We start from the raw sequence: 25,953 nt of genomic DNA on the forward strand, positions 1-25,953 counted from the left end.
TCTTCCTCCCGAAGGCAGGAGGAATAGAAAGCGTCGTGTCGAGGGCCGAGTGACGTTCGTGAGACGCCACTTTCTACCCTACCGGGGCTCCCCCCGCAAGCTTACCCTACCGTTCTCTGTCCGACCCCGCACCTTTGTGCCTCGCCCATGCCGCCCACCTCGCCTCGTCGCGTGGACGCACCGCAGCGCTCGGATGCTGACGACAGGCGAGCGCTCGTAACACCACCAGGAGGCCGCGCCCCGGACGCTCGCTCCGGTGTCGATCCAGTGGAGAGGAAGCATCACGGCGTCAGTCGCTCCTGAAGGTTCTCCACACGCCGCCGCGCGAGCGCCGCCGTGGCCTCACGAGCGACGGCTTGCTCGCCACTCTGCGCCTTCAACGCACGCCGGTAGAACGCCACTTCGGCGTCGCGTCGGGCGATCCACGCACGCTGCGATGCGTCGACGAGCTGCCGCGCCTCGGCATCCGCGGCTACCGCGCGCACCTCCCGGCCAGCATCTTCATCGCCCGGTGCGTGGCATCGCGCGACAGATCCGGGTGCATCCTCCCGCACGTCGGCCGCTTCCCTCAGCCCCAGGTCCGCGCTTCTTAAGATCTTCGTAGGACTCTTGCGGCACACTCCTCCCCGGAGAAACCCCATGCCGGAGCGTGTCTTGCTCATCGAGGACGACCACGAACTCGGCGGCCAGATCGTCGAGCGCCTCCGCCGGGCTGGCTACGAGCCCCTCTGGTGGAACACCGGCCGCCGCATCCCTCCCGAGGACCTCCAGGGCCTCGCCCTGGTCATCCTCGACCTCATGCTCCCCGGCACCTACGGCATGGACATCCTCAAGGACCTCCGCGCCACCTCCGACGTCCCCGTGCTCGTCCTCAGCGCCCGCAACGACACCACGGACAAGGTCCGCGCCCTCAAGCTCGGCGCCGACGACTACATGACCAAACCCTTCTGGCCCGAGGAGCTCATCGAGCGCGTCCGCGCCCGCCTCCGCCGCCCCACCCTGCAGCGCCAGGATCTCCTCGAGGTCGGCCCCCTCCGCATCGATCTCGAACTCCGTGAGGTCCGCCTCGACGGCAAGCCCATCGAGCTCACCCGCGTCGAGTTCGACTTCCTCACCGCCCTCGCCCGCCGCCCCGGCGTCGCCATCACCCGCGCCTGGCTCGTCGAGCACGTCCTCGACCCCGAGCGTGACGGCACCGAGCGCACCCTCGACGTCCATGTCTCCCGCCTCCGCAAGAAGCTCGGCGGCGCCCTCGTCGAGACGGTCTGGGGCATCGGCTACCGCCTCGCCGCCGGGCGCGATCCCGGCAGCAACGCGAGCGGCGACCCGAAGCGCAAACCGGGGCACGAACCATGAGGCTCCGCCTCCGCCTCGCCCTCACCACCCTCGCCGTCACTGCCCCCACCATCGTCGCCCTCGTCGCGCTCGACGCCCGCATGCGCCACGCCGCCGCGGAGCAAGCCCTCGCCCGCATCGCCTTCCAGCACATGCTCGAGAGCGGCGCGCGCGACCGCTGCGAAGCCACGCCCGCCACCTGGGGCGGCACCCCGCTGCCGGCACCCCGCACCGGCAGCGCCCCTCCCCACGACCTGCCCTTGTTCGACCACCCCTCCGGCCCGGCGTCCCCGCCGCCTCCCCCGGCCGACGGCGAACGCCCCGTCCGTGCCGGCGAGCCCCCCGTCCTCTTCGCCTACGACGCCCTCCTCCGCGCCGCGAACCCCCGTGCCCCGGTCCTCGACGAGGACCTCGTCGAGGCCATCGCCACCCGCGACGTCGCCGCCGAGCCCTTCACCATCCGCGGCCCCACCGTGCAGGTCCTCCTCCGCATGCCCTGGACCACCGGCCCCTGCACCTACGTCCTCGCCCGCGGCACCACCGGCCCCGGCTGGCTCGGCGCCATCCTCCCCGCGAGCCGCGTCTGGCTCGTCCCCGTGGGCATCGTCATCGTCGCCGTCCTCCTCGCCGTCGGCCCCGTCGTCGGCCGCATCCGCAAGCTCACCGAGGCCGTGCGCCGCTCCGCCGCCCAGGGCTTCACCGGCAGCGTCACCTCCCCCGGCGACGACGAGATCGCCGAGCTAGGCCGCGCCTTCGACGCCGCCAGCCAGGAGGTCCGCACCCAGCTCGCCGAGAAGGACCGCCGCGAGCAGGCCCTGCGCGACTACCTCGCCAACACCACCCACGACGTGATGATCCCCCTCACCGTGCTCCAGGCCCACCTCTCCACGCTCCAGGAGCGCGCCGCGCGGAACGACCCCTTCGACATGTCGGTCCTCGTCTCTGCGATGGACGAGGCCCATTACCTCGCCTCGCTCATGCACAACCTCGCCATCGCCACCAAGCTCGACGCCGGCGAGCCCCAGCTCCACCGCGCCCCCGTGGACCTGAACGCGCTCGTCAACCGGGTGATGGGCCGCCACCGCCCCATCGCCCGCCAGCGCGACATCGCGCTCGAGAGCGCCGTGCCCGAGCACCCCGTCGTCACCGACGCCGACGTCACCCTGCTCGAACAGGCGGTGAGCAACATCGTCTACAACGCCATCCGCCACAACCGCCCCGGCGGCCACGTCGCCGTCCTCCTGGAGGTGATCCACGAAGGCCGCTTCCGGGTGCGCGTCCTCGACGACGGCCCCGGCATCCCCGAAGCCGATCTCTCCCGCCTCGTCGAGCGCGGCTTCCGCGGCGACGAGGCCCGCACCCGCGCCCCCGACGGCCAGGGCCTCGGCCTCCACATCACCTTCCGCGTGGCAGCGCTGCACGACCTCGACCTGCGCTTCCAGCCCTCCGAGTACGGCGGCCTCCAGGTCGATCTCGAGGGGTACTGCGGACCCTGATCCCCACGGCAGGGGCTCGCGCCCCCGCCCCCCGCCGAGCAAAGCTCGTCGGGCCCCCCCACTCCGCGATCCACCCGCGGTCTCCAGAGCGTTCTGCCGCTTCGGGCCTGACGCCCGTCGCCTCGGGAAACGGACAATGTCCCCGGCCGTGTGTATGAGTGCCGTTGCCGGGGCCGGTCAGGGCCTGGGCGGGACGGGGGGCTCGCCAGGGGGGAGATCGGGCTGGGGTGGGACCTGGGAGGGGGCCTGCGGAGGAACGAGGTCGCCAGGGCCAGGCTCGGGCGTGGGGGCCGCGGTGTTGCCGGGGACGGGGGACTTGATCTCGGGGACAGCGTCGGGGGAACCGGCGTCGGGGGTGCCGCTGCCGCAGCCGAGGAGGGCCATGGTGGTGAGGGCTGCCGCGCCGCGGCGTACGAGGGGGGGAAGGCGCGGAAGGAAGGTGGGAGCGCGCTCGGGGAGCGGGTTGGAGGGGCCTCGGGTGAGGACGGAGAGCTTGGCCATGCGCGGGAGTGTGAGGCGCACATGGGCTGGAAGGAAGGGGGCCAACCTGCAACCATGGCGTGATGTTGCCCTCCGTCCGTGACACGCATGCCGCGTACCTCGCTGGCGTGCTCGGTGTGGCCGCGCTCTGCGCGGGGGTTCTGGTGGCGCCTGCGTGCTCGGGTGACGATCCGAGCGAGGAGCCCTCCGGCAGCACGAGCACGGGCGCGCCGGGCGTGGGCGGGGCGGGCGGGAGCGCGCCCGGCAGCGGAGGGGATTCGCCGGGGATCGGCGGGGGGCTTCAGCCGGGGACCGGGGGGCAAGGAGGCGGTGAGAGCTGCTTCGACACCCTGCCGACGCCGGTGGGGGCCGAGGCAGTGCTGGCGCCGGGGGTGGAGGGGCTCTACACGGCGTACGATCTCGGGCCGGTGCCAGGGGTGCCGCAAGCGCGGCTCGGGGGGTGCGTGATCCGGCACGATGACCCGAACACGCTGCTCATCGCGGCAGGGTCGGAGACGGCGGACGGGGCGATCTACTCCATCGGGGTGACGCGCGGGCCGTGCGGGCACATCACGGGCTTCGCGGGGACGGCGACGCTGGTGGCGACGACGCCGTACGTGGACGCGAACCTGGTGTACGGGCCGAACGACGTGCTGTTCTACACGGCGTATCCGGTGAACCAGATCAGCCAGCTCTTGCCGGGTGCGAGCGCGCCAGCGGTGACCACGAGCGGCTATGCCATCGGGATCACCCAGGGGGGGAGCGTGTCGGGGTTCGGGTTCGTGCCGCCCGAGCTCGACGCGGCAGGGGCGCCCCGCGCGATCACCTGGTCGAACGGGGACTGGTACCGGATGACGATGAGCGCGGCCGGAGAGGTGTTCACGCTGGCGAATGCGACGCGGCAGGTGACGCTGCCGAACGGGCCAGGGGGGTTCGCGTACATCCCGGCGGGGTCGCCCGGCTTCTCGGCGCCGGGGCTCATCGTGGCGGAGTGGAGCACGAACACGGTGGGGACCTACGACGTGGACGCTCAGGGGGATCCGCTGCCCGATACGCGGAAGGACTTCTTCACGACGTTCCCGCGGCCCTGGGGGGCGTACTTCGAGCCGGCGACAGGGGATTTTCTGTTCCTCACGTGGGGCGCTGCGACCGATCGGGTCTACATCGTGCAAGGGTTCGCGCCGCCGCCGCCGCCGCCACCGCCTCCGCAGTGAGTTGACCAGACGCGGCGCGGCGCTTCGAGCATCGGATGGCTTGACGTCGCGTGGGTCGGGCTCACTAACCCACGGAGAGACGTTCGAGGGAGAGGGGGCCGCCTCGTGGGGGGGTGGCCGTCCGGATGGGATCCCTCGGATGGACGCGAGGGGGTACCATGGATCTGCGGCTGATCGGTCAGGGCGAGGTGCGGGCGTCCTCGTGGCGGGATCCGGAGCGCACCAGTGACTTGATGAGCGGGGCGGGGGCGCTCTTGGTGGTGCTCGGGGGGGTGGCGATCCTGATGCCGTTCACCGCCACGTTCGTCACGGCCTTCTTCGTGGGGGCGCTGCTGTTCGCAGGAGGGGGCGTGCGGCTGAGGCACGCGCTCGATGACAAGAGCGCGCCCGACTTCGGCTGGATGGCGCTCACGGCAGGGGCGTACATGCTGGCGGGCGTCCTGGTGGCGGCGTTCCCCGGGATGGCGCTGCTGACGATGACGCTGATGCTGGGGTCGTTCCTGGTGATCGGGGGCGGGCTGAAGGTGGGGTGTGCGCTGGCGCTGCGGGGGGTGGCGCGCTGGGGGGTGCTGTTCGCGGATGGGGTGGTGACGCTGGCGCTCGGCGTCTTGCTGTGGGCAGGTTTTCCGGAGAACGCGCTCTGGGCGCTGGGCGTGGTGGTGGGGGTGGACATGATCATCGGCGGGGCGGCGATGGTCGCGCTCTCGAGCGGCCTGCGGCGGCTTCAGATGGGTTGAGTCTCAGGGCAGGGACTGACGCCCGTCGCCTCGCGGAGCAGATGATGTCCCTGGCCGCATGGATGCGCGACGCGCGACACGCGACGCGCGACGGCGCGGGGGACGCTGGGCTGGCGGGTGGGTCAGGGCGTGAGGGTGGTCTCGACCGGCGCGCAGGAGACGGTCATCTCCTGGAACTGGTCCAGCTTGCGGGGGACGTCGGCCTTGTTCGCGGTGACGTCGAAGAGCTTGTTGCGGAAGGCGATGCGGTAGCGGCCGGGCTTCTTGAGGTCGTAGACGAGGGCGACGTCGAGCTTGCCCTCGGCCGCAGCGCCAGGGGCGATGGTGACGTAGGCCGAGGCGGAAGGGTCGCCGCGCTTGGCCATGGGTCCCTGGTAGGGGACCTCGGCGCCATCGCGGGTGATCTCGAGATAGCCGTTCATGGGGCGGCTCTCGAGCGGGGTGTTCCAGTTGAGCACGTGGAGGGGCTCGGTGGAGGTGTTCTGGAGCTTGAACTGCAGCTCCAGGGGCTGGCCGGCGCGGGCAGTGGCCGGGACGGTCATCGAGCACTGGAGCTTTTCCACGGGCTTGCCTCCCTCGGTCGTTCCCTGCGCTGGCGTGTCGCCACCGGTCGCGGGCGGGGCTTCGCTCCCGGCGGGGGCCGGGGGCGGCTCGCTCGCGGCAGGCGCGGAGGGGGCTCCGGTCTCCGCGGGGGGCTCCGCAGGGGCGCCACAGCCGAGGGCGCCGAGGGCCACGCAGCAGGGGATGAGCCAGGCAACGGTTCTAGGTGTCATGACGAGATCCTCTCGCACGGATGGTGCGACTTCGGGCGCCACAAAGCAAAGACGGGAGCAGCGCGTGCTCCCGTCTCTGCTTTCAAAGGCTCGGCCGTGCGTGCGCTACGTGCGCTGCGTGCGCTGCGTGCGCTGTGTGCATTCTGTCAGGGAAGAGCAGGCGTGTTCTCGGCGAAGTACTCGTGGTTGTCGGCGTTGTCCAGGGCCTTGGTCGGGGTGTTCGTGGCGAGCTTCTTGGCCGCGGTATGGCCGTAGGCGTGGTCGTCGGTGCCGGCGACGGCGTTGAAGTGGCTCATCTCGTGGACGAGGGTGCCGGCCTTGGAGTCGGTGCCCGTGAGCGGGGCGCTCCAGAAGGCGTTGCACACGTAGATCTTGTAGGGCGCGGTCGGGTACACGTACGCGAAGTAGCTGTCGTTGCAGCTACAATCCACGACGACGTTCTGGTTGGCGAAGGCGTTCTTGATGGCGTTGAAGTGCGTCTTCGCGGTGGTCCAGCGGCTGCTCGTGTAGGCACCGAACCAGGTTTTGTAACGGTTCGTGGCGCTGGGGGTGGTGGTGTTCAGGTAGTTGTACGACTCGTTGGCGTAGCTCTGCGCGGCGGCGACGGCGGAGGCGATGGTCGACTGCTCGGAGGTGGTGCAGGCGCCGCTGTAGCCGAGGGCGTTGGACTGGCCGGCGGCCTTGCCCAGGGTCTCCTCGGGGAGGATGCGCTCGTTCCAGCGGCCCTCGAGGAACATGGTCATGCTCTTCGAGCGGAGCTGCCCGACGTTGGTGTAGAGGACCGCGCCCTCGTGCAGGGCGCCGACGTCGTAGCGGACCTCGTAGTCGCCGTCCTCGGTGAGGTCGTAGTCCTCCGAGAGGAGCACGGTGCGGGTGAGGCTCTCACCGGGTTCGAGGGAGAGGTAGTCGGCGTCGCCGGGGACGCCGCGCTTGACCATGGGGCCGACGTACGCGACGGGCTCTCCGTCGCGGGTCACCTCGAAGAGGCGCTCCTGGATCTTGTCGCCGCCGAGATACCACTTGAGGAGGCGCACGGGCGCGGAGGAGGTGTTGGTGAAGGTGACGTCGATGGTCACCTCGTCGTCGGCCGTGAGCACCGCCTCGCCGCCCGAGAGGGTGATCTGCAGCTCGGAGGCGGCGACGTCGCCGTCCTCGTCGAGATCCTCTTCGTCTCCGGGCGCGACGCATCCGCCCAGGAGCGACATCATGACGACTCCGCCCAGCAACCCGATGAAACGACCACGAAGAGCCTTGTCCATGAGCCTCGATCTCCTTCGTTGCGCTGTGTGTCCGGGAGCGTCGTCCGCCGAGCGTTCGCGGGGCGTGTGCATCCAGGCGGTCAGCGCGGTACTCCCACGGCCGGCGACGATACCCTGATTTCTGCAGTTGCTGATGTGTCGATTGATGAAGAGAGGGGCGCTTCACGGGGGGCGCTGCGCGTGGTGAGGCGCCCTGACGTGCGGCGCCCACACACGTTGCTGCCGTCGGTGGAATGGTGATGGTCCTCGGGCGAAAGTTCGCGCGGGGGTTCATCGGGCGTTGCTCGCGCGTTGCTCGCGCGTTGCTCGCGCGTTGCTCGCGCGTACGCCGGGATGCATGCGCGTGGGCCCCGGAGGAACTCGGGCGGGAGCATCGGGCCGGCGCGCTCCACGGCAGGGGGCGTAAGAGGTTCTTAAGATCTGCTTCCTACAACAGGAGTCGAGGCACGAAACACCGGCCGGACGGGGGCTTTCCCCGCGCCTGTGGGAGGAACGACGATGAGCCACGACCCGAAGAACAAGAAGGAAGACAACGGGCTGAGCCGCCGCAAGCTCGTGCAGGCGTTCGGCATGGCCATGGCCGCCGTGCCGCTCACGCACCTCGTGGCCTGTTCGGGGGAGAGCGGCGATGGGGCAGGGGGTGAGGGCGGCGCGGGCGGGAGCGGCGGCGCGGGTGGTGGTGGTGGTGCGGGCGGGAGCGGCGGTGAAGGCGGGGGGACCAGCGTCGATCCGGGGACCTGGGCGACCGGGGGGACGGCGGTGATGACCGGCGATTATCCTGATCCCTTCGAGAATGGCGCCGGGACGAGCTGCGTGCTCACCTGCGCGGCGACGCTCGGGCCCTGCTACGCGGAGACGATCGAGCGGAAGGACATCAGCGAAGGGGTGCTGGGGCTGCCGGTGCGGCTCGCGTTCCTGCTGGTGGACGAGGACTGCAACCCCGTCGAGGGCGCGGCGCTCGACATCTGGCACTGCTCACCGGAGGGGATCTACTCGGGTGACGACTCGATCGCGTTCTGCAACGCGAACGACCCGGAGGCGCTGGCGAGCCGGTGGTTCCGCGGGGTGCAGACCACGGACGCGGACGGGCGGGTGGACTTCGACACCTGCTTCCCGGGCTGGTACAGCAGCCGGACGATCCACATCCACTTCACGGTGCGGATCAACGGCGTGGAGTACGTGACGTCGCAGCTCTTCTTCGACGATGCGCTGTGCGACGAGATCGTCAACACGCAGCCGGTCTACAGCGACCGCGGCGAGCGGGACACGACGAACGCGACGGACAACGTGATCAACGCGGAGGACGCGCCGGACTACAGCTTCCAGGTGGAGCAGATGCCCGACGGGGCGATGCTCGCGTGGAAGACGCTGGTGCTGCGGACGTCGACCGGCGAGGCGCTCTGCCAGCTCCAGGGGGCGCAGCAGCCCGGGGGCGGTGGGCCTGGGGGCGGGGATCCTCCGCCTCCTCCCGGGGGCTGAATCCACCCGGGGGCTGAATCCACCCGCGCAGGGGTAGCGACCCTCGGGAGGACCTTGGAGTCCTCTTCAGGGCAGGGGTCCGTCCGAGGCCGACCGGTCTTGTTCCGGCCCGGGACAGCGCCGGTGGGCGACCGACCGGCGTTGTTCCAGGCCGACGCAGGCCCGGAGAGGCTGGCGAGGGGGGATGGCGGCCCTGGCTGCGGGGGAAAGGGCCGAGGAGATCGGGGATCGCGAGACGGGGAGGACGGGGGTGGTCGGCCGGAGGGCGCTCACGCTTCGCACCGCTGCACCTGAAGCTCACCGGGTGAGGCCCCCACACCTCACTCCCTGATGCATGCCGCCCTCGACCTGAGGCCAGATCACCCGCAAAGCGCCGCATTCACCCGGGAAACACCGCGAATTCCTGCTGGCATACGTTCTGCAACTTCACCCCGCATCACGCACTTGTGCGGGCCCCCGGCCAGCACGTGAGCAGGAGCCAGAACGCTTATGAACGGAACGACCATGACCTCGCGCGCCACTCTGATCACCCTTGCCCTCGCCGCCTTCAGCGCGCTCTCCGGGTGCGGCGGCACGCTACACTACGACCTCCAGGGAAACGGCCAGGCCACGGGTGCCGACGTGAACGTCGCCGCCGACGTGAACGAGGAGACTGCCTTTACCCGCCTCACCATCAAGGCCGAGCACCTCCCGCCCCCCGAGCGCCTCGAAAAGAGCGGCACGGCCTTCGTCGTCTGGACCCGCCCGAGCGACGGCACCTGGCAGCGCGTCGGCGCCCTCAGCTACGACGCCGACGATCGCTCCGGCGAACTCACCCAGGCGAGCGTCCCCCTCATCGCCTTCGACCTCATGGTCACCGCGGAGAAGACCGCCTCTCCCCACGTCCCCTCGACGGCCATCGTCGCCTCCCAGCGCGTCGCCCCCTGACCTGTCCTCACCCCCGAGAGCGCCCCCTCTCCCCCCGAAGGCACGGCTGCGGGCCCCCTACCCTGCACACCCAGGTCCCGCCCCGGCGGCCCCCTCACCCCTCGGTGCCGGTGCGCTTCGCCCCTTGCAGGCCGCGGAGCCGGTTCCACAGCTCGTAGTTCGTGTGCTTCTTCGCCACGATCAGGTCGCCGACCTGGGTCATCATGTGCGAATCCCCGCTGAATTCCCCGCGCTCGCGGTCGTTCAGATCGATGTAGGTCGCGCTCCGTTCGAGCCGCCTCCCCGGCATGATCACCCGCAACTCCCTCAGTTCGTCCGAGGTGAACTCCGGCAGCGCCACGTGGGTTCCCTTGAGATCGTAGGCAGAGACCGTGTCGTCGGCGGGCGAGTCCGCGCCGATGTTCTGGCCCTTCATCGCGTCCGGGTTCAGGTCCTGCTCGTACTCGGCAGGGTGCTTGTGCGGCGTCTCGGCTTGCGGTTTGGTCATGGTGTCCTCCTCCCGACGCCTCTGGTACGCGAGGCCCGTGTTGGCAAGTGCTCGATCCCGGCCGCGCGTCCCAGGAGTGGCGCGCCCATCTCCCCTTGTCGTACCCCCCTCTCGTCACCGTTGACCCGGTCCACGGATTGACCGTAAGGGTGCGCCGCGGCCGCGGTGGTTTCCCGTGCGAATGCACGGCTGCATGAGCGCGCGGGAGCATGAGCGCCGCGATCACCCCCGTCGAGGATCACGACTCCATGACCTCTGCCTCTCGCGCCTCCACCTCCGTCGCTGTCGCCATCGCCCTCGGCCTCGTCCTCTCCGCGAGCGACGCCCGGGCAGACCAGAAGAAGAGCGCCTGGCTCGACTCCGCCGGACGCAGCGCGAGCGACCACCGGAACCCCCGCTTCCGGCTCGATCTCGCGCAGCCCCAGACCCTCCAGATCGACCTCGAGTCCTCGGCCGACCCGTACCTCTACCTCCTCAACCAGGACGGCTCCACCCAGCTCGCCGCCGACGACGACAGCGGCGGCAACCTCAACAGCCGCATCACCCTCTCCCTCGCCGCCGGCAAGTACCTCCTCGTCGCCGGCACCTACAACCCCGGCAAGAGGGCCGACTTCACGATCCGCACCACCCAGGGAGCGGTGCGCACCTGCTTCCACGCCTACACCGACGCGAGCTACGGCGGCTCCAGCACCACCTTCTGCGAGGGAGGCGGCGCCTTCCAGAACGACGCCTACTCCTCCTTCCGCGTCCCCAGGGGCCTGCGCGTCCGCGCCTACGAGCACGGCGGCCTCGGCGGCATCGCCCGCACCTACTACCAGGACGTGCCCTTCGTCGGCGCCCTCTACAACGACAAGATCTCCAGCGTGCAGTGGTCTGACTTCTCCGTCGACGACTACGTCATGGTCTTCGCCTCGGACCCCCAGCTCTCCTGGACGAACTGCGAGGACAGCAGCAGCAGCCCCCGCTGCGCCGCCGAGCAAGCCCGCTACCCCGGCTGGTCCCAGGAAGATCTCGGCCGCCTCTACAACGAGCGCCTCGTCAGCGCCATCAACAGCGTCAAGGACCACCTCGGCGACTCCCTCTACGGCGGCACCGTCGTCAACGGCGACCTCACCGAGTTCGGCAACCAGGGCCCCGATCTCGACGACTACATCCGCATCTACGAGCACGGCCTCCGCTCCAACGTCTACCTCGGCCTCGGCAACCACGACTACGCGAACAACGTCGGCGATTGCTCCGAGAACGGCTGCGCCACCTCCATGGTCTGGTACCTCAAGGAGCAGGTCTCCACCCTCAACCCGGCGCGGTTCGACTACGTGGAGAGCGGCACCTACTACAGCTTCCCCAGCAACCGCCGCGACCACGTGGGCAGCCTCGGATACTCGTGGGACATCGGCAACGTCCACTATGTGCAGCTCAACAACCACCCGGGCTACACGAGGAGCTGGAACGGCTGGAACTTCAGCGCCGCACGCCGCGACTACATCGACATCTACTCCGCCCTCGGCTGGCTCCAGAGCGACCTCGCCGCCGCCGCGAGCGCTGGCAAGAAGATCGTCGTCAACCTCCACGACTGGGGCGCCGCCGGCAGCACCGCGGCCTTCACCGCGCTGCTCGACCAGTACCCCGTCAGCGCCGTCTACGCGGGCCACTGGCACGACACCGTCGGCCAGGTCACCCGGCGGGCCACCCCCGACGGCAAGGCGATCCCGGTGCTCCTCAGCGGCTCTGCCAACCACGGCACGTTCCTCGTCAGCCGCTTCCTCGGCGACCAGATGTACGTCTGGGTGATGGCCGTCGATCAGCTCGGAAGCGGCGCCCTGCAGGTCGACCGCGGCAGCGGCTTCGAGCCCGTCGCCAGCCTGAACGGCCTCTTCGACGTCTGCAACGACTGCACGCCCCACTACACGCACGTCTACGACCTGCGCTGATCCCCGCCCCCCGTCCCCACGGCGCAGCTCGTCCGAGCCACGCGTTCACCACGGATCACCTGCCCCGTGGATCGGTGTGCTCTCAAAAGATCGTTACACCGAGGCCAAACAAAACTCTTATGAACACCCATTTTTGATCGCGCGTCGTGCCGTTCGCGGCTTGGACTGCCCAGGGTCCTGCCCTAGGCTGCGGCCTTCCCCCCGTCGGAGAGATGCCGAGCCTGTGCGATCCACTGCCCTCGCCTCCTGCCTCCTCGCCGCCTGCGCCCTCACGACGGTGGCGTGCTCTCCTGTCGCGCCGATCCTGCCTTCCGTGCAGCACCCGGACGCGGCCCTCGACGAGCCCTCCCCCGACGTCTCGAAGATCCCGCCCAGCCCCCAGCGCCCCCTCACGGGCAGCCTCTTCGTGCGCACCATCGCCGAGGAAGACGAGGCGGGCCGCGAGCGCGCCATCCTGCGCGAGATCAGCCGCGGCAACCTCCCCGACGCCCTCCGCCACCTGGCGCGCGTCGAGTTCCAGGCCACCGCGCAGTCCGGCGCGACGCACACGGTGACCCTGTGGGCCATGCCCGATTACCTCGCCATCGGCAGCGACGCGGATCACCTCCGCATGCCCATGAGCCCCGTGACGGCGCAGATCATCGCCGACACCTTCGGCTTCCTGCTCCCGACCGCGAAGATCGTCGACACCCTCTACGCCCACGCCGCGACGAGGCTCACCCCCCGCCCCCTCGCGCCCAGCGCCCGCATGGTCCACCCGGACGAGTTCGCGCACCACGACCGCCTCATCGAGGAGCAGCTCGGCGCAGTCCCCCGCGACCAGCTCCTCGCCGGCCACAAGAAGGACGTCGTGCTCTCCAACAAGCTCTCCCAGCGCCCTCACCGCGTCGCCATCTACGGCTGGCACGAGCAGGACAGCCACCCCATCCAGCCGCTCAGCACCCTGCACGGCGACTGGTACTCCGACTACAGCCACGGCATCCGCCTGATCAGCGCGCAGATGCTCCTCGACGGCAAGCCCATGCAGGTCGCCGACGCCCTCACCGACCCCGAGCTGGCGCCGCTCCTCAGCGACGAAGGCCCGCTCCTCAGCACGCGCTACCGCACCCAGGAAGGCGTCGGTAAGCTGAAGTGGTGGCCGAAGCCCGAGGTCCCCGAGACCCCGACCTCCGTCGCGATCCGCTGACTCCCCCGCCCGCGGGGCTCAGTACCTCGTGCCCAGCGGATCTCCCGCCGCGCCTGCGTTCCCCGCCGCGCCTGCATTCCCCGCCGCGCCTGGCCAGGTGATGGCCACCCTCACCTGCGCCGCCTTGCCGTCGCCCGTGCAGGTGAAGCTGCCGCGCTGGAGCGCCGCCTCCACGCACGCGGCGTCCTGCTTCTTCGGCAGGGCCGTCAAGAGGCGCGCCCCGCCCACCGTCCCGTCCTCGCGCACCTCCACCTCGGCCACCGCCACGCTCCCGGCGGGCACCGCGCAGCGCGCAAGCGGCGCAGCGAGCGCGTCGAGGTGATCGACCGCGAGGCGCCGCACGGAGCGGTACTTCGCTTTGCCTTCGCCCTCGACGCGCACCGAGCGCCAGTCCGCCTCGCCGCGGAGGCTGCCGCTCACCTCGACCACGCGCAGCTCGGGGCGCGGCTTGCCCGCGAGGTCCGCCGCCTCGAAGCGGATCTTCAGCGTCCGGCGCCCTGCCTTGATGCGCATCGCGGACGACGCCGTGAGCGCGCGGCAGAGGCACGCTTCCTCTTGCCCGCCCCGTCCATCCAGCCCGTTCCACGCATCGAGCCCCGCGATCTCGCAGCGGGGCGTCGGCGCGTCCCCAGAGACCAGCACCTCGGTCTCCACCTCGTCCGCGCCTGCGAAGCACGCCGGCAGCTCCGCGCCCCGGTCCTTCCACGCCGTCGAGTGGGGCTCGCACGCCCCGTACAGCTTCTCCTCGCACAGGGTGACGGTGCCCTCGCGTAGCGCCCCGTGGTCGTCGCCCCTCCCCATGAGCATCCCGAGCAGCCCGAAGCTCCCCTCGGGCTGCCGCGCGAGCGCTGCAAACGAGGCCCGGTAGCGGTCGGCGAGCGCGAGCTTCGCGTTCCACGGCGCCACCCAGGTGACCCTCGGGCGCTCATCCCTCTCCGTGAGCTGCACCCACAGCGCCTCGGGATCGTCATGGGTCCCGGAGACGTGGATCAGCTCCGTGGTCAGCCACCCCTGCCACGCCACGCGCCGCGCGATCGGCGCATCCTGGAACGCGCAGCGCGCCCCCGTGGTCGCCGAGACCGGGCGGAGCTTCGCGTCGACCTCGGCGAGGGGCAGCACCTCCATCTCGGGCGCCGCCGTCGCCAGCCGCCACGCCAGGATGTGCCGCAGCTCCGCGCGCTCGGCACGGAACAGGCGCGGCTCGTCGAGGGGTAGGACCGCGACCTTCTCGCGCACCCGCGGTTGCTGCGGACCGGTCCCGGGCGCGGCAGCGGGCGCCCCCCCCATACCAGGCGCCCCGTAGGGCACACCTCCGGCCTGCCACGGCCCCGTAGCCCCGGGGGCCGCCGGGTAGACCGGGAACGTGGAAGGCGCTCCCCCCGCCTGCCACGGCCCCGTAGCCCCGGGGGCCGCCGGGTAGACCGGGAACGTGGAAGGCGTCGGCGCGCACGCCGCAGCCCCGAGCAGCAGCCCCGCGAACAACATCGCCGCACACGGGCCCGCCCCCCCCAGCGACGACCGTGCCGGAGACACCCAGGATCGCATCCGCAGAGGCATGGCGAGCGCTGGTAGCGCAGCGCGCGCCATGCGTCACGCACTCCGCAGGGCCCCACGCCTCACGCGCTCCCCCCCCCGCGCTGCGCCCCGCGATGCACCCTGGATCCGCCGCCGCGCAGGATCCGCCGAACCGTACCGTTCATGAGCTGCTCCTCTGGTCACGCCGCACGCCGCACGCCGCACGCCGCACGCCCTACCCGAGAGTCCCCTCCAGACCAACAGCGCGCGCGACTGGTGTAACCTCTCGGCCGTGCGCGAGATCTACCGGAGCGACTACAATGTCATCGCCGTCGACGACGAGCGCCGCCTCGTCCGCAGGACGCGCACCGCCCTCCCCTATCCGTCCTTCGCCGAGATCGGCGACATCATGGAGGAGATGATGCGCGCCCTCGGGACCCTCGACCGCGCCCGCCACGTGCAGCTCGCCGACGTGCGCCTCGGCCCTCCCCGCAACGATGCTGCGTTCGAGCAGTTCATCGCCCCGTTCACCCAGCAGCTCTACCGAGGGTTCCGCCGCTGCGCCATCCTGGTCAAGACGCACGCCGGACGCCTGCAGTTCACCCGCATCCTCAACCATGGAGGCTACGAGCACGTGCAGGTCCACCTCGACGAGGTGACCGCGATGGCCTGGCTCCTGAGCCCCTCCATCCCTCCCCGCCCCCCGCGCTGACGATCAGGACCCGCCACCTCCGAACCGCTGCGCGCACGCTCCGAGCAGCGCGCAGAGATCCTCGGTCGACAGCTCCCCCGCAAACGCCGCCGGGTCCCGCAGCTTGCCCCCCTCGTACGCCCGCACGTACTTGCCGACGTTCACCCGCGACACGCCGGTCACCGCCGCGATCTCCCCCTCGTCCAGGCCCTGCTCGTGCAGCGCCACCACGATCTGCGCGCGGCCCTTCCGGGTGTCCTGCGGCGCCGTCAGGAAACGGTAACGCTTTGCCAGGAAACGCTGACGCGCCTCCGTCGGCCCCTTCTTGAGGGTGAGCCCCACCCGGGACGAGGCGTACACGGGCAGGCGCTCCTCCGCCGCCTCGTCGAGCGCCAGGTACAGCGGAGACGAGGCCCCCTCCCCCGGCGCATCGACGGAGGCATCGAACGTCGCCAGGAGGTCGGCGATGGAAGCCGCGCCGGCACGGGCCAGGACGTGATCCACGAACACGCAGGAGCCGTCGAGGATCGCGCCAGCCCCCGCAGTCCCCGCAGCCCCCGCAGTCTCCGCGGCCCCGCCCGCGGCCCCGCCGATCTCCCGTGCTCCCCGCACCAGGATGCCGCCGAACGCGACCTCGCTGCCGAAGGCGACGTCGACCCCCTTGTAAGTCCCCCCCTTGTACGCGCCGCCGCTCTGGCGGTGGAAGTACCAGGTCCCGGCCCGCTTCTGGAGCACGTCGCCGTGGGTGAAGGGATCGCGGTGCCCGGGGCCATCCCAGTAGACCTCGATCTCGGTGAGCCGGTGCGGGACCCCCGCGATGAACAGCGTCGCCCGGTTCAGGAGAAGCTCGGCGACGGCCTGGAACGCGCGCGCATGTACGTCCTCCGCCACGTCCTCCGCCACGTCCTCCGCGGGGCGCAGGGCCAGGAGCGCATCGCGCACGGGGGTGGAGCGCATCGACGGGTTCATGACGGGCGCTGGTAGCGCAGCACGCGCCATGCGTCACGCCTACCGTCCGGGGTCACTGGGCGGGCTCGCCCGGTGCTGCGCCGCAGCGCAAGGTCACAGCTCCACGCGTGGCAGCGGCTCGGGTAAGGTCGACCCGGTGCGCGAGATTCACCGGAGCGACTACAGCTTCATCACCGTCGACGACGCCCGTGGCCTCATCCGCCGGGTGCGTACCTCCGTCCCGTTCCCCTCCATCGCCGAGCTGCGCACCTCCTCCGAGGCGTCCTTGCAGGCCCTCGCGACCCTGGACCGCACACGCTACGCCCAGCTTGCCGACGTGCGCCTCGCCCCTCCGCGCAACGACCCTGCCTTCGAGGAGTACGTCGCCGCGTACGCGCGCCCCCTCTTCACGGGGTTTCGCCGCTCGGCCTTGCTCGTCAGGACCCACGCCGGGCGCCTGCAGGTCACGCGCAACCTGGGCGATACCGGCCTGCACGAGGTCCAGGTGTACATGGACGAGGCGCTCGCCGTGGGCTGGCTCCTGAGCCACTCCACCCTCCCGCGCCCCCTTCGCTGAGGCGCGCCTCACCAGTGAGGCCCCTCAGCGGAAGCCCGCGCGCCTGCCCTGGCCCAGCGCGTGGCGGATCCCCTCCTGGAGCGAGCGCAGCGTGGTGATCCCCCCGAAGTCCACGCCGAGCGCCACCAGCGCCTGGGCGATGCCCGGCCCGAGCCCGGTCAGCACCACCTCGGCGCCGAGGAGCTGCGCCGCCCGCGCCGCGCGGAGGAGCGCCTCGGCCACCGTCTCGTCCATGGTCCGCACCCCGGTCACGTCGAGCAGCGCCATGCGGGCCCGCTGCGCGCTCACCCCCTCGAGCAGCACCTCCAGGATCTGGCCCGCACGCTCGGCGTCGATGGAGCCGATGAGTGGCATGGCGATCACCCCTTCCGCGAGCGGCACGAGCGGCGTCGCCAGCTCCCGCAGCGCCTCCTGCTGGGCGCGGATCAGCTCCTCCTGCAGCGCCTCCCGCTCCGCGCCGAGCTGCTCGAGCTTCCGGCGCGCCAGCACCTTGTCGGTGACGTCCGTCACCTGCGCCAGCACGCCCTCGATCTGCCCACCGGGCCCATGCAGGGGCTGGTACACCCGATCGAACCACCGCGGCTCCGGCTCCGCGCCATCCTTCCGCAGCTTCTGGCCAAGCTCCTCGATGCCCTCGTACGCCTCGCCAGTCTCGTAGACGTGCAGGAGCAGGTCGCGCAGGCCGAACCCCGCGACCTCCTGGAGCACCTCGGCGAGCGGCTTGCCGAGGATGTCGCGCCTGCCGACGAGGTCGAGGTAGTGACCGTTCGCGTACTCGAAGACCAGGTCCGGACCGCGCAGGTAGCAGATGGCCGTTGACAGGTTCATGAGCAGGTGGACCCCCTCCTGCTTCCCCGCGCGCAGCCTGTCGCGCGCGCTTTCCAGCTCCGCCTGCACCCGATCCCGCTCCGCCTGCACCTCGGCGAGCTGCCCCCGGAGCGCCTGGTTCTCCGCCTCCAAAGCGTTCTGCGGCTCGTTGCGCTCGCTCATAACTCTCCCCGCTGGTAGCAGTCCGTCGCGTAGATGTGCCCCGAACCGCCCTTCACTGTCCAGGCTGGAGGGTAGCCGACCCCTGCGCGTGACACGCTTCGACGTGGATCCCGGAGAGAACCCGCCCTAGGACAGCAGGTCTCGCTCCACCTCGCCTGCGCGAGCGCCCGAGGGCCTCGGCGCACAGCGAGCACGAGCGACCTTCACACCGAGGATCACGAAGATGCACGAGGGACACGGGCGGCAGGATCGACGGGCGGTGCGGGGACATGCCACGGCATCGGCGCTCCTTGGCGCATGTACGCTGCTGGGGAGCCTTTCGCTGACCGCCGCGTGTGGTGGTGACGGGAGCACGCCGCCGGGTGGCGAGGGCGGTCAGGGCGGCGCAGGCGCGCAAGGGCACGGCGGGCACGGCGGGCACGGTGGCAGCGGCCACGGTGGACACGGCGGTGGACACGGCGGCGAGGGCGGCAGCAGCGGCGACGGCGGACATGGCGGCGGCCACGGCGGGCACGGAGGCCACGGGGCACACGGCGGCAGCAGCGGCGATGGCGGTGGTCACAGCGGACATGGCGGCGACGGTGGTCAGGGTGGCGACGGCCAGGGTGGCCAGGGTGGGCAAGGTGGCCAGGGTGGCGGCGCGCCCGCGGTGTGCGGCGATGGCGTCGTGAGCGGCGGTGAAGTGTGCGACGACGGGAACATGGTCGATGGCGACGGCTGCGCCGCCACCTGCGTCGTCGAGCCAGGCTTCACCTGCCAGGGCATGCCGAGCACCTGCACCAGCGACGACGCCTGCCCCGTGAACCCCTGCCTGAACGGCGGCACCTGCAGCCAGGGCGCGAACGGCGTCACCTGCACCTGCGCGCCCGGCTACGTCGGCGCCACCTGCGAGGTCGCCACCTGCCTCGTCGGCCTCGAGGGCGGCCGCGTCCACAGCGCGGTCCTCGGGACGGACGGCACAGTCTGGGCCTGGGGCAACAACGCCTACGGCGAGCTCGGCGACGGCACCATGACCACCCGCTCCACCCCCATGCCGGTCCCGAACCTCGCCAGCGTCGTGGCCATCGACGCCTGGGACCTCTACACCCTGGCGCTCAAGAGCGACGGCACCGTCTGGGGGTGGGGCACGAACAACTACGAGCAGCTCGGTACCGGCACGGCCAGCGCGTTCGAGACCGTGCCCCGCCAGGCAGCGACGCCCCCCGGCATGGTGGCCATCGCCGCTGGCTTCTCGCACAGCATGGCGCTGCGGAACGACGGCACCGTCTGGGCCTGGGGCTGGAACAACGATGGCCAGCTCGGCGACGGCACCACCACCAACCGCCCGACGCCGGTGCAGGTCCAGGGCCTCACCGGCGTCACCGCCATCGCCGCCGGCCATCGCTTCAGCGTGGCGCTCAGGAGCGACGGCACCGTCTGGTCCTGGGGCATCAACAGCGACGGCCAGCTCGGCGACGGCACCCTGACCAGCCGCCTCACGCCTGCGCAGATCCCGGCCCTCTCGGGGGTCACCGCGATCCGGGCGCACTACGCCCACGCCCTGGCCCTCCGGGACGACGGCACCGTCTGGGCCTGGGGCAACAACGCGAACGGCGCGCTCGGCGACGGCACCACCACGAACCGGAGCGCCCCCGCCCAGGTGCTGAACCTCGCCGACGTCGTGGCCGTTGACGTCGGCAGCCTCCGCAGCGCGGCCCTCAAGGGAGACGGCACCGTCTGGTCCTGGGGCAAGAACCAGTACGGGGCGCTCGGCGACGGCAGCACGGTCAACCGCCTCCTGCCCGTGCAGGCACAGGGCCTGACGGGCGTGGTGATGTTCACCGCCGGCGACACCCACGCCCTCGCCCTCGACGGCGACGGTGTCCTCCAGGGCTGGGGCGCGAACGCCTTCTACCAGCTCGGCAGCAACGCGCTCGGGGACCACACCACGCCGATCCCCTCGCTGTTCACCTGCCCCTGATCACAGCGCGCGCCGCAGCGCGTACGCGATGCCTTGCTCCAGCCCGCGGACCGTGCGGATGTCGCTCAGCTCCGCATCCATCCCCACCAGCGCCTGCGCCACCTGCGGCCCGATGCCGGTCAGGACCAGCTCCGCGCCGAGCAGCCCCACCGCCCGTGCCACCCGCACCACGGCCGCGGCCGCCTCGGCGTCCACGTGCGGCACCCCGGTGACGTCCAGCAGGACCACCGCGGCACCGCGCGCCTGCACCCCTTCGAGGAGCGTCTCCAGCATCTGCGCCGCCCGCTCCGCGTCGAGCTCGCCGATGAGGGGCACCGCGACCACGCCCCGCGCGATGGGCACGAGAGGCGCGGAGAGCGCCCGCAGCGACGCCCGCTGGGCCTCGATGACCTGCTGCTGAAGCCCCAGACGCTCCGCGGCCGCCACCTCCAGCGCCTCGGTGCGCTCACGCACCCGCGCTTCGAGCTGCGCGTTCAGCGCGTGGAGAGCCTCCCGGTCGCGCCGCTGCGCTGTCACGTCCCGGACCACCACGATCAGGTGTTCGTCGTCGAGGGGGAGGATCCGCGCCTCGAACCACGCCGGGTGGCCCAGCGTCTCCAGCTCGTACTCGACCTCTGCGGAGCCCTCCGACGCTTTCACCTGCGCGAACGCCTGCGCGAAGAGCGCGCCCACCTCGGGCGTCAGCACGTCCTGCATCCGCTTGCCCAGGAACACCTCGGGCGGCACGTAAAGCTCCTCGGTGCGCTTCGCGAGGAAACGCACGACGGTGCCGTCGCGGCGCACCTGGAAGAAGAAGTCCGGCACGGCGCGGAGGATGTTCTCCAGCGCCGCCGTGAGGCCCCGCCGCTCCTCCTGGACGCTCCTGACCGCCGCGAGCTCTCCGTGGAGCCGGGCCACCTGCGCCTGCAGCGCGACCACCTGCTCGCGCAGCGTCTCGGTCTCTTCCTGGGTCATGGGTCAACCGACGTGTCTACCACAGGAGCAATGACCATCCGGGACTCTCTGCGTCTTCTGTCGGGCGCCTCTCCTACCGCCGGAGGGAGCGCCACGAACTCCCTTGTTGACAGTGGATCCGGGCTTGGTTTGCCTGTCCCCTGACCGTCCGCGGCTCGCCGTTCCCTCTGGCCCGGCCGAGATCCTTCCCCGGACGAGGAAGATGCCCTCCGCGGCCCGGCGTCCTCCTCCCGCTCGACCCCGGCAGGTGCCGCTCCAGTGACTCCCCGCTTCATGCCCTCGACGCGCCGCCTCTGCCGCTTCCTGTCCACCGTGCTCCCTGCGCTCGGCGCCCCGTTGCTCGTGGGCTGCGGCGCAGAGCAGGGCGCGATCGTGAGCGCGCTCTCGACCGACCTCGCCGTCCCCAAGGACGTCGACCGCACCCGCCTGGAGATCGAGACCGACGAGCGCGTGGAGCTCGCGGCGGAGTACCCCTCTCCCGGCACCGAGCTGCAGCTCCCGGGGACGCGCGGCGGCGTCTCCTGTCCCGACGGCGAAGGATGCAGACCTGCGATCAGGGCGCCTGCCGCCCCGCCTTCGTCGCCCCGGACATGAGCTTCCTCCGGAGAGCGATGCCGGCCATCGCGCAGGACGGGAGCCGCGCGCCATTCGCCGAGCCGACGATGAAATCGCGGTTGCAGAGGACCGCGCCGCATGGTTCTGCCATGTACTGGCTCGCTGGCGCTCCGGTGAGCCGCCGAGACATGCGTCGGAGCCAGCGCCGGCGAGCGCCCCACGTGCACACCGCGGAAGGCGCGCGCGGCATGGCGGCGCTCACGAGGGGGGAGGGATGAATGGAGACCCAGGAGGCTACCCACGGCGGCCACGCGAGCTACCGCCAGTGGCGCGACGACCTGCTCAGCGCTGCCGGATTCCGCGAGCTTGCGCCCGCAGAGCTCGGGGAGGTGGGACGCCTCGTCCACGGCCGCGCCGAGGACATGGCCCTCTACGGAGTCCCTGCACCCCGGATGGCCGCGGCCGGGCTGCGCGTCCTGGGGCGCACCGCCCTCGAATGCACCGTCGACATGCACTGCGTGGCGATCGCGGAGGCCCTCTACACGCTCCTCGGCAGGCCCCGCCGCACACCGGACCTGCTGGTGGCCGATCTGTTCTGCGGCTCGGGCAACGTCGGCTTCCACCTCGGGCGCCGCCTCGGCGTGCTCGTTCAGGCCTCGGAGCTGGACGCCCGCGTCCATGCCGCCACCCAGCACAACCTGAGCGCGACGGGAGGCCCTGTCGCGCTGCACCGGGCAGACTACCGCGATCTCCTCGGCCAGCTCGCGCCGCGCGGGCCTCACGACACCTACGTCGTGGCGCCTCCCTCGGGCGCCGCTTCCCTCCCTGATGACGGCACCCCAGGCGACACCTCCCCTCCCCTCGGCGCCATCGTGGACGGCATCCGTCGTTCACGCCGAGGAGCGCCCTTCCTCGTGGTGCTGAAGACCAGCGCCAGGACCCCTCCGCACGCCTTGCGCGAGGCCTTCGCCGGGTCGCACCACCTGCACGCGCACCGCCCGCGCGCCCCCCTCACCGCCGGCGCCGGCACACACCTCCACCTCTACGCGGTGCCGCATTGAGTCACTGACGGCGGATCGATCGGGAGCCCTGCGACCGAGACACGGTTGCGGTGAGTGATTCCGGATCCTTGCACCCGAGCCTCCGTTCACATCTTCAGTGGCGCCGTGCCTGCGCCGATCCCCGCGGAGCTGACTCCCTCCCGCCACCTCATTGCGCGCTGGACATCATGCTCGGAGGGGCGTGAAATATGCTCAGGAGCGTCCGGTCGTGGTGCGGAGTATGGCCGCCACCGCCTGAACGCAGCCTTGCTGGGAGGGGACTCGATGGACGTTGAACTCGCGTTAGAGGCGGACACGCACGACCATCTCGTTGCTTCACTGCGCTCGGAGCGGGATCACCTCCGCGAAGAGCTCGCGCGGGTGAGGGAAACCGTTCAGGCAGAGCAACGGCACGCGCTCCACTTGCTCATGGGGATACCCGCGGGCGTCTGCTACCTGCGCGGACCCGGCATGGTCTACGAGCTCGCGAACAGCCGCTACCTCGCCCTCACCGGCAGCCGCCCGCTCCTCGGCAAACCCTTGCGGGAGGCCTTGCCGGAGATCACCGCACAGGGGTTCGTCGACATCCTCGACGAGGTCTACCGGAGCGCGACCGTGTACTCCGCCGCCGACGTGCTGGTCTTGCTCCAGGAAGGGGAAAACGGGCCGCTCCGGGAGAAGTGGCTGGACTTCGTGTACCAGCCCATGTGCTCCCCTGCCGGCAACGTGGAGGGCATCCTGGTCCTGGTCGTGGAGGTGACCGAGAAGATGCTGGAGCGGCGGAAAGTCGAGCAGCTCAATGCCGAGCGCACCGCGCTGCAACAGGAGCTGATCCGCACCCAGCAGGCGGCGCTCCGCGAGCTGGCGACGCCGCTCGTCCCGCTGGCCGACGGGGTGATCGCGATGCCGCTCGTCGGCGCGATCGACACCGAGCGCGCAGCCCAGATCATGGAGACGCTCCTCGATGGCGTGACCGCGCAGAGCGCACGGGTGGCGCTGCTCGACGTGACAGGCGTGCGCACGGTGGACACGCAGGTCGCCGGGGCGCTGATCCGCACGGCACGGGCCGCGCAGCTCCTCGGGGCCGAGGTGGTGCTCACTGGATTGAGCCCGGTCGTGTCGAGAACGCTGGTGTCGCTGGGCGTCGACTTCTCGACGATCACCACCCTGCGCTCGCTGCAGATGGGCCTCGCCTACGCCCTGCGCAAGACCCCGGAGACCACGGACGATCCGGCGCCCCACCCGCGACGCCACCGCGGCCGCCTCTGACGATTGGCACGACTGGCACGATTGGCACGATCGGCGCGCCCCCCTGGCGGTTCCTGGTACCTGCACCACGCTTACCGGGGGCGACTGCCCTGTCCGGACACGCTCGTCCGGGTGAGGAGGACCCATGTCCGCGCATCACTCTCGGATACCTCGACTCTCGCGCGTCTCCGTCTTCGCCCTTCCCGCAGCGCTCAGCACGCTGCTCCTGGGCGCGAGCGCGAGCGCCATGAATCTGTTCGTCTTCCACGTCGACAACCCCGTGGGCGAGAACCACGGCTATTACCGCGTCGGCCGCGATCTGGATCGCAATGGCGACGCCCGGAGCTTCACTGCGGTGAAGACCATTCCCGGCTGGTTCGGCTCCGCGAACCAGGGAGCCGATATCGCCATTGCCGACATCGACGACGACGGGCTCGACGATCTCGTGGCGCTCCACATCGACAACCCTGGGGGCGAGAACCACGGCTACTACCGCGTCGGCTACGGACTGACCGCATCCGGCAACCTGCGGTGGGGCTGGTCGGATCTCCTGGCAATCCCCGGCTGGTTCGGCGCCGAAGACCAGGGCGCTGGTCTGGCCGTGGCCGATCTCGACCGCAATGGCAGCCCGGATCTCCTGGTCTTTCACATCGACAACCCTGGGGGCGAGAACCACGGCTACTACCGCGTCGGCTGGGACCTCGACGCCTCCGGCGAGGCCCTGAGCTGGTCCGAGCCCATCATGATCCCCGGCTGGTTCGGCTCCGAGAACCAGGGCGGCGCCATCGCGGTGGGCGACATCGATCGCAACCAGAGGCTGGACCTCCTGGTCTTCCACATCGACAACCCTCAGGGCGAGAACCGCGGTTATTACCGCATCGGCTGGAACCTCAACGCTCACGGCAACGCCTCTCGCTGGTCGAACGTGAAGACGGTGCCCGGCTGGTTCGGCTCCGAGAACCAGGGCGCCGGCGTGGCCCTCGGCGACGTCAACCGCGACGGGTGGCTCGATCTCCTGGCCTTCCACATCGACAACCCTGGCGGCGAGAACCACGGCTACTACCGGGTCGGCTACGGGCTGAACACTGCGGGCGATCTGACGCGCGGCTGGACCTCTCCCAAGCTGGTCGCCGGCTGGTTCGGCTCCGAGAACCAGGGCGCCGGCATCGCCATCACCCCCTGACGTGGCCCCGCGGCCGCGCAGCCGCGACCCACCACGCCCACGCGATGAACACCGCCTGGAACGGCAGCCGGGCCCACAGCGCCCACGCCGGCACCGGATCGCCTCCGAGCGGAATCTGGTGCAGGGCCATGTGAATGTTGGCGGGAAAGACGGCGACATAGAGCGCGATCAGCCCCCAGCCAGCCGCGCGGCGCATCCGCGGCACGAGGATGCCCACCCCTCCTGCAATCTCCGCGACGCCACTCACGTACACGAGCGCGAGCGGCGCCGGCAGGAAGGGCGGCACGATGGCGACGAAACCGTCGGGCGCGGTGAAGTGGGTGATGCCCACCCAGACCATCGCGACAGCGAGCACCCACCGCAGCCCGATCTTGAGCCGCGACTCCCTCCCCGCGGGCCCCTCACCACTCATAACGGACGAGCACCTTCGTCCCGGGGACGTAGTGGTTCGTCTTCTTCCCCGCGATGAGCACGTCCTTCTTCTCGTCGACGAGGTCGAGCGCGACGCTGTCGCCGAGCTCCATGCTCGTCGCCACGTTCACGTCCGCGATGAGCAGCATCTCCGCCTTCCCGCCCTCCGGCTCCAACACCCGGTAGAGGCCCGCCTTGTTGCCCTTCACCGGCAAGGTCGGGCTGGTGAGCACGAGGGGCTCGACCACGATCCGCTTGCCCGCGCGCGCCTTGATCTTGCCGTGAATGTCAGCCTGGTGGATGACCACCTCCTCGCGCGCGGGCTTCGCCGCGGGTGCCTCGGCGACGGGCGCGTCGAGGGCTGGGATCGGAGGAGCGGCGGGCGGAGGTGGAGGCGTGGTGGGCGCCTCGCCCGCACCTCCGCAGGAAAGCGCCCCGGCGGCGAGGGCCCCGGCGAAGGCGACAGCCATCGCGCGCGAAGGGTGGCAGAAGCGAACGAAGATGGACTGCGTCACGGGGGGCTCCTGGCAGACATGCGGCGCACCCCACACGGCGCGCATGGGACCCATCTGTATCC

General features: G+C 71.1%; 27 protein-coding genes. 16 read left to right on the plus strand and 11 right to left on the minus strand.

Going from position 1 to position 25,953, the window contains the following annotated elements:
* Positions 1-281: 281 nt before the first annotated feature.
* Positions 282-485, minus strand: a complete 204-nt coding sequence (locus tag CAP_RS52000) for a lysozyme inhibitor LprI family protein (RefSeq protein WP_197041030.1) — start codon at positions 483-485, stop codon at positions 282-284.
* A gap of 154 nt (positions 486-639) precedes the next feature.
* Between CAP_RS52000 and CAP_RS06190 the strand changes: the two genes are divergently transcribed.
* Both CAP_RS06190 and CAP_RS06195 read left to right on the plus strand, forming a co-directional pair.
* Complete coding sequence (locus tag CAP_RS06190) at positions 640-1,356, plus strand: response regulator transcription factor (RefSeq protein WP_044237214.1); 717 nt, start codon at positions 640-642, stop codon at positions 1,354-1,356.
* Positions 1,353-2,831: a sensor histidine kinase gene (locus CAP_RS06195; protein WP_044237217.1), complete on the plus strand. Its 1,479-nt coding sequence runs from the start codon at positions 1,353-1,355 to the stop codon at positions 2,829-2,831. Before CAP_RS06190 ends, CAP_RS06195 begins: the two co-directional genes overlap by 4 nt.
* 177 nt (positions 2,832-3,008) lie before the next feature.
* Here CAP_RS06195 and CAP_RS06200 read toward each other — a convergent pair whose 3' ends face one another.
* A complete protein-coding gene (locus tag CAP_RS06200; RefSeq protein ID WP_156040534.1) occupies positions 3,009-3,332 on the minus strand; it encodes a hypothetical protein in 324 nt (107 codons plus the stop codon).
* Between the two features lie 62 nt (positions 3,333-3,394).
* Between CAP_RS06200 and CAP_RS06205 the strand changes: the two genes are divergently transcribed.
* Positions 3,395-4,525 (plus strand): hypothetical protein, encoded by a 1,131-nt coding sequence (locus CAP_RS06205; RefSeq protein WP_044237223.1) that lies wholly within the window; start codon positions 3,395-3,397, stop codon positions 4,523-4,525.
* Between the two features lie 158 nt (positions 4,526-4,683).
* Positions 4,684-5,262, plus strand: coding sequence for an HdeD family acid-resistance protein (locus CAP_RS06210; protein ID WP_052374287.1), 579 nt, complete (start codon positions 4,684-4,686; stop codon positions 5,260-5,262).
* A gap of 122 nt (positions 5,263-5,384) precedes the next feature.
* Here the strand turns inward: CAP_RS06210 and CAP_RS06215 are convergent, their stop codons facing one another.
* Both CAP_RS06215 and CAP_RS06220 read right to left on the minus strand, forming a co-directional pair.
* Positions 5,385-6,035, minus strand: coding sequence for a protease (locus CAP_RS06215; protein WP_156040535.1), 651 nt, complete (start codon positions 6,033-6,035; stop codon positions 5,385-5,387).
* Between the two features lie 146 nt (positions 6,036-6,181).
* On the minus strand, positions 6,182-7,243 hold the full coding sequence (locus tag CAP_RS06220; protein WP_231511159.1) for a M35 family metalloendopeptidase: 1,062 nt from the start codon (positions 7,241-7,243) through the stop codon (positions 6,182-6,184).
* A gap of 549 nt (positions 7,244-7,792) precedes the next feature.
* Here CAP_RS06220 and CAP_RS06225 point away from each other — a divergent pair.
* Positions 7,793-8,773 carry a dioxygenase family protein gene (locus CAP_RS06225; protein ID WP_044237229.1) on the plus strand — a complete coding sequence of 327 codons (981 nt, stop codon included), beginning with the start codon at positions 7,793-7,795 and terminating at the stop codon, positions 8,771-8,773.
* A gap of 504 nt (positions 8,774-9,277) precedes the next feature.
* Positions 9,278-9,700 (plus strand): hypothetical protein, encoded by a 423-nt coding sequence (locus CAP_RS06230; RefSeq protein ID WP_231511161.1) that lies wholly within the window; start codon positions 9,278-9,280, stop codon positions 9,698-9,700.
* A gap of 94 nt (positions 9,701-9,794) precedes the next feature.
* Here the strand turns inward: CAP_RS06230 and CAP_RS06235 are convergent, their stop codons facing one another.
* The gene (locus CAP_RS06235; RefSeq protein ID WP_044237232.1) at positions 9,795-10,187 is read right to left on the minus strand and encodes a hypothetical protein; all 393 of its coding nucleotides are present in this window, start codon (positions 10,185-10,187) and stop codon (positions 9,795-9,797) included.
* Positions 10,188-10,435: 248 nt separating this feature from the next.
* Between CAP_RS06235 and CAP_RS06240 the strand changes: the two genes are divergently transcribed.
* Both CAP_RS06240 and CAP_RS06245 read left to right on the plus strand, forming a co-directional pair.
* Positions 10,436-12,118, plus strand: coding sequence for a metallophosphoesterase (locus CAP_RS06240; protein WP_156040536.1), 1,683 nt, complete (start codon positions 10,436-10,438; stop codon positions 12,116-12,118).
* Positions 12,119-12,341: 223 nt separating this feature from the next.
* On the plus strand, positions 12,342-13,304 hold the full coding sequence (locus tag CAP_RS06245) for a hypothetical protein (protein ID WP_052374292.1): 963 nt from the start codon (positions 12,342-12,344) through the stop codon (positions 13,302-13,304).
* Positions 13,305-13,322: 18 nt separating this feature from the next.
* Here the strand turns inward: CAP_RS06245 and CAP_RS43830 are convergent, their stop codons facing one another.
* Positions 13,323-14,789 (minus strand): hypothetical protein, encoded by a 1,467-nt coding sequence (locus CAP_RS43830; protein ID WP_197041031.1) that lies wholly within the window; start codon positions 14,787-14,789, stop codon positions 13,323-13,325.
* 322 nt (positions 14,790-15,111) lie between these two features.
* On the opposite strand from CAP_RS43830, the gene CAP_RS06260 reads away from it, so the two are divergent.
* The gene (locus CAP_RS06260; protein ID WP_052374297.1) at positions 15,112-15,531 is read left to right on the plus strand and encodes a hypothetical protein; all 420 of its coding nucleotides are present in this window, start codon (positions 15,112-15,114) and stop codon (positions 15,529-15,531) included.
* A 3-nt stretch (positions 15,532-15,534) separates the two neighbouring features.
* On the opposite strand, the gene CAP_RS06265 is transcribed toward CAP_RS06260, so the two are convergent.
* Complete coding sequence (locus CAP_RS06265) at positions 15,535-16,479, minus strand: hypothetical protein (protein WP_197041032.1); 945 nt, start codon at positions 16,477-16,479, stop codon at positions 15,535-15,537.
* Between the two features lie 136 nt (positions 16,480-16,615).
* Here CAP_RS06265 and CAP_RS43835 point away from each other — a divergent pair, with 136 nt between their 5' ends.
* Complete coding sequence (locus CAP_RS43835; RefSeq protein ID WP_052374298.1) at positions 16,616-17,035, plus strand: hypothetical protein; 420 nt, start codon at positions 16,616-16,618, stop codon at positions 17,033-17,035.
* Between the two features lie 24 nt (positions 17,036-17,059).
* Here the strand turns inward: CAP_RS43835 and CAP_RS53345 are convergent, their stop codons facing one another.
* Positions 17,060-18,025 (minus strand): PAS domain-containing protein, encoded by a 966-nt coding sequence (locus tag CAP_RS53345; protein WP_052374300.1) that lies wholly within the window; start codon positions 18,023-18,025, stop codon positions 17,060-17,062.
* A 362-nt stretch (positions 18,026-18,387) separates the two neighbouring features.
* Here CAP_RS53345 and CAP_RS54870 point away from each other — a divergent pair, with 362 nt between their 5' ends.
* Complete coding sequence (locus CAP_RS54870; protein ID WP_044237246.1) at positions 18,388-18,696, plus strand: hypothetical protein; 309 nt, start codon at positions 18,388-18,390, stop codon at positions 18,694-18,696.
* On the plus strand, positions 18,693-19,985 hold the full coding sequence (locus tag CAP_RS06285) for an RCC1 domain-containing protein (RefSeq protein WP_197041033.1): 1,293 nt from the start codon (positions 18,693-18,695) through the stop codon (positions 19,983-19,985). The genes CAP_RS54870 and CAP_RS06285 overlap by 4 nt, the downstream gene beginning before the upstream one ends.
* Here CAP_RS06285 and CAP_RS06290 read toward each other — a convergent pair whose 3' ends face one another.
* Positions 19,986-20,939: an STAS domain-containing protein gene (locus CAP_RS06290; protein WP_052374305.1), complete on the minus strand. Its 954-nt coding sequence runs from the start codon at positions 20,937-20,939 to the stop codon at positions 19,986-19,988.
* A gap of 273 nt (positions 20,940-21,212) precedes the next feature.
* Here CAP_RS06290 and CAP_RS06295 point away from each other — a divergent pair, with 273 nt between their 5' ends.
* The 4 genes from CAP_RS06295 (at position 21,213) to CAP_RS06315 (ending at position 24,965) form a co-directional block, all read left to right on the plus strand.
* Positions 21,213-21,533 carry a hypothetical protein gene (locus CAP_RS06295; protein ID WP_044237248.1) on the plus strand — a complete coding sequence of 107 codons (321 nt, stop codon included), beginning with the start codon at positions 21,213-21,215 and terminating at the stop codon, positions 21,531-21,533.
* Positions 21,534-21,772: 239 nt separating this feature from the next.
* Positions 21,773-22,555 (plus strand): class I SAM-dependent methyltransferase, encoded by a 783-nt coding sequence (locus tag CAP_RS06305; RefSeq protein ID WP_044237253.1) that lies wholly within the window; start codon positions 21,773-21,775, stop codon positions 22,553-22,555.
* Positions 22,556-22,915: 360 nt separating this feature from the next.
* Positions 22,916-23,803, plus strand: coding sequence for an STAS domain-containing protein (locus tag CAP_RS53355; RefSeq protein WP_231511163.1), 888 nt, complete (start codon positions 22,916-22,918; stop codon positions 23,801-23,803).
* 226 nt (positions 23,804-24,029) lie between these two features.
* A complete protein-coding gene (locus tag CAP_RS06315; RefSeq protein ID WP_197041034.1) occupies positions 24,030-24,965 on the plus strand; it encodes an FG-GAP-like repeat-containing protein in 936 nt (311 codons plus the stop codon).
* On the opposite strand, the gene CAP_RS06320 is transcribed toward CAP_RS06315, so the two are convergent.
* Positions 24,955-25,377 carry a DoxX family protein gene (locus tag CAP_RS06320; protein WP_044237255.1) on the minus strand — a complete coding sequence of 141 codons (423 nt, stop codon included), beginning with the start codon at positions 25,375-25,377 and terminating at the stop codon, positions 24,955-24,957. The two genes, CAP_RS06315 and CAP_RS06320, sit on opposite strands and share 11 nt — an antisense overlap.
* Entirely contained in the window at positions 25,367-25,891 is a 525-nt protein-coding gene (locus CAP_RS06325; RefSeq protein ID WP_044237257.1) for a hypothetical protein, read from the minus strand. The genes CAP_RS06320 and CAP_RS06325 overlap by 11 nt, the downstream gene beginning before the upstream one ends.
* Between the last annotated feature and the right edge of the window lie 62 nt (positions 25,892-25,953).

This window comes from Chondromyces apiculatus DSM 436 (assembly GCF_000601485.1).
GTDB classification, from domain to species: domain Bacteria; phylum Myxococcota_A; class Polyangia; order Polyangiales; family Polyangiaceae; genus Chondromyces; species Chondromyces apiculatus.

Coding starts and splice junctions, on each gene's coding strand:
- CAP_RS06320 (WP_044237255.1), bottom strand. CDS start 25,377: ATGAGTGGTGAGGGGCCCGCGGGGAGGGAGTCGCGGCTCAAGATCGGG.
- CAP_RS06195 (WP_044237217.1), top strand. CDS start 1,353: ATGAGGCTCCGCCTCCGCCTCGCCCTCACCACCCTCGCCGTCACTGCC.
- CAP_RS06240 (WP_156040536.1), top strand. CDS start 10,436: ATGACCTCTGCCTCTCGCGCCTCCACCTCCGTCGCTGTCGCCATCGCC.
- CAP_RS06225 (WP_044237229.1), top strand. CDS start 7,793: ATGAGCCACGACCCGAAGAACAAGAAGGAAGACAACGGGCTGAGCCGC.
- CAP_RS06290 (WP_052374305.1), bottom strand. CDS start 20,939: ATGACCCAGGAAGAGACCGAGACGCTGCGCGAGCAGGTGGTCGCGCTG.
- CAP_RS06220 (WP_231511159.1), bottom strand. CDS start 7,243: ATGATGTCGCTCCTGGGCGGATGCGTCGCGCCCGGAGACGAAGAGGAT.
- CAP_RS06265 (WP_197041032.1), bottom strand. CDS start 16,479: ATGAACCCGTCGATGCGCTCCACCCCCGTGCGCGATGCGCTCCTGGCC.
- CAP_RS06295 (WP_044237248.1), top strand. CDS start 21,213: ATGCCCTCGACGCGCCGCCTCTGCCGCTTCCTGTCCACCGTGCTCCCT.
- CAP_RS43830 (WP_197041031.1), bottom strand. CDS start 14,789: ATGTTGTTCGCGGGGCTGCTGCTCGGGGCTGCGGCGTGCGCGCCGACG.
- CAP_RS53345 (WP_052374300.1), bottom strand. CDS start 18,025: ATGAGCGAGCGCAACGAGCCGCAGAACGCTTTGGAGGCGGAGAACCAG.
- CAP_RS06200 (WP_156040534.1), bottom strand. CDS start 3,332: ATGGCCAAGCTCTCCGTCCTCACCCGAGGCCCCTCCAACCCGCTCCCC.
- CAP_RS06305 (WP_044237253.1), top strand. CDS start 21,773: ATGGAGACCCAGGAGGCTACCCACGGCGGCCACGCGAGCTACCGCCAG.
- CAP_RS06205 (WP_044237223.1), top strand. CDS start 3,395: ATGTTGCCCTCCGTCCGTGACACGCATGCCGCGTACCTCGCTGGCGTG.
- CAP_RS06210 (WP_052374287.1), top strand. CDS start 4,684: ATGGATCTGCGGCTGATCGGTCAGGGCGAGGTGCGGGCGTCCTCGTGG.
- CAP_RS06215 (WP_156040535.1), bottom strand. CDS start 6,035: ATGACACCTAGAACCGTTGCCTGGCTCATCCCCTGCTGCGTGGCCCTC.
- CAP_RS06235 (WP_044237232.1), bottom strand. CDS start 10,187: ATGACCAAACCGCAAGCCGAGACGCCGCACAAGCACCCTGCCGAGTAC.
- CAP_RS06230 (WP_231511161.1), top strand. CDS start 9,278: ATGACCTCGCGCGCCACTCTGATCACCCTTGCCCTCGCCGCCTTCAGC.
- CAP_RS06190 (WP_044237214.1), top strand. CDS start 640: ATGCCGGAGCGTGTCTTGCTCATCGAGGACGACCACGAACTCGGCGGC.
- CAP_RS06315 (WP_197041034.1), top strand. CDS start 24,030: ATGAATCTGTTCGTCTTCCACGTCGACAACCCCGTGGGCGAGAACCAC.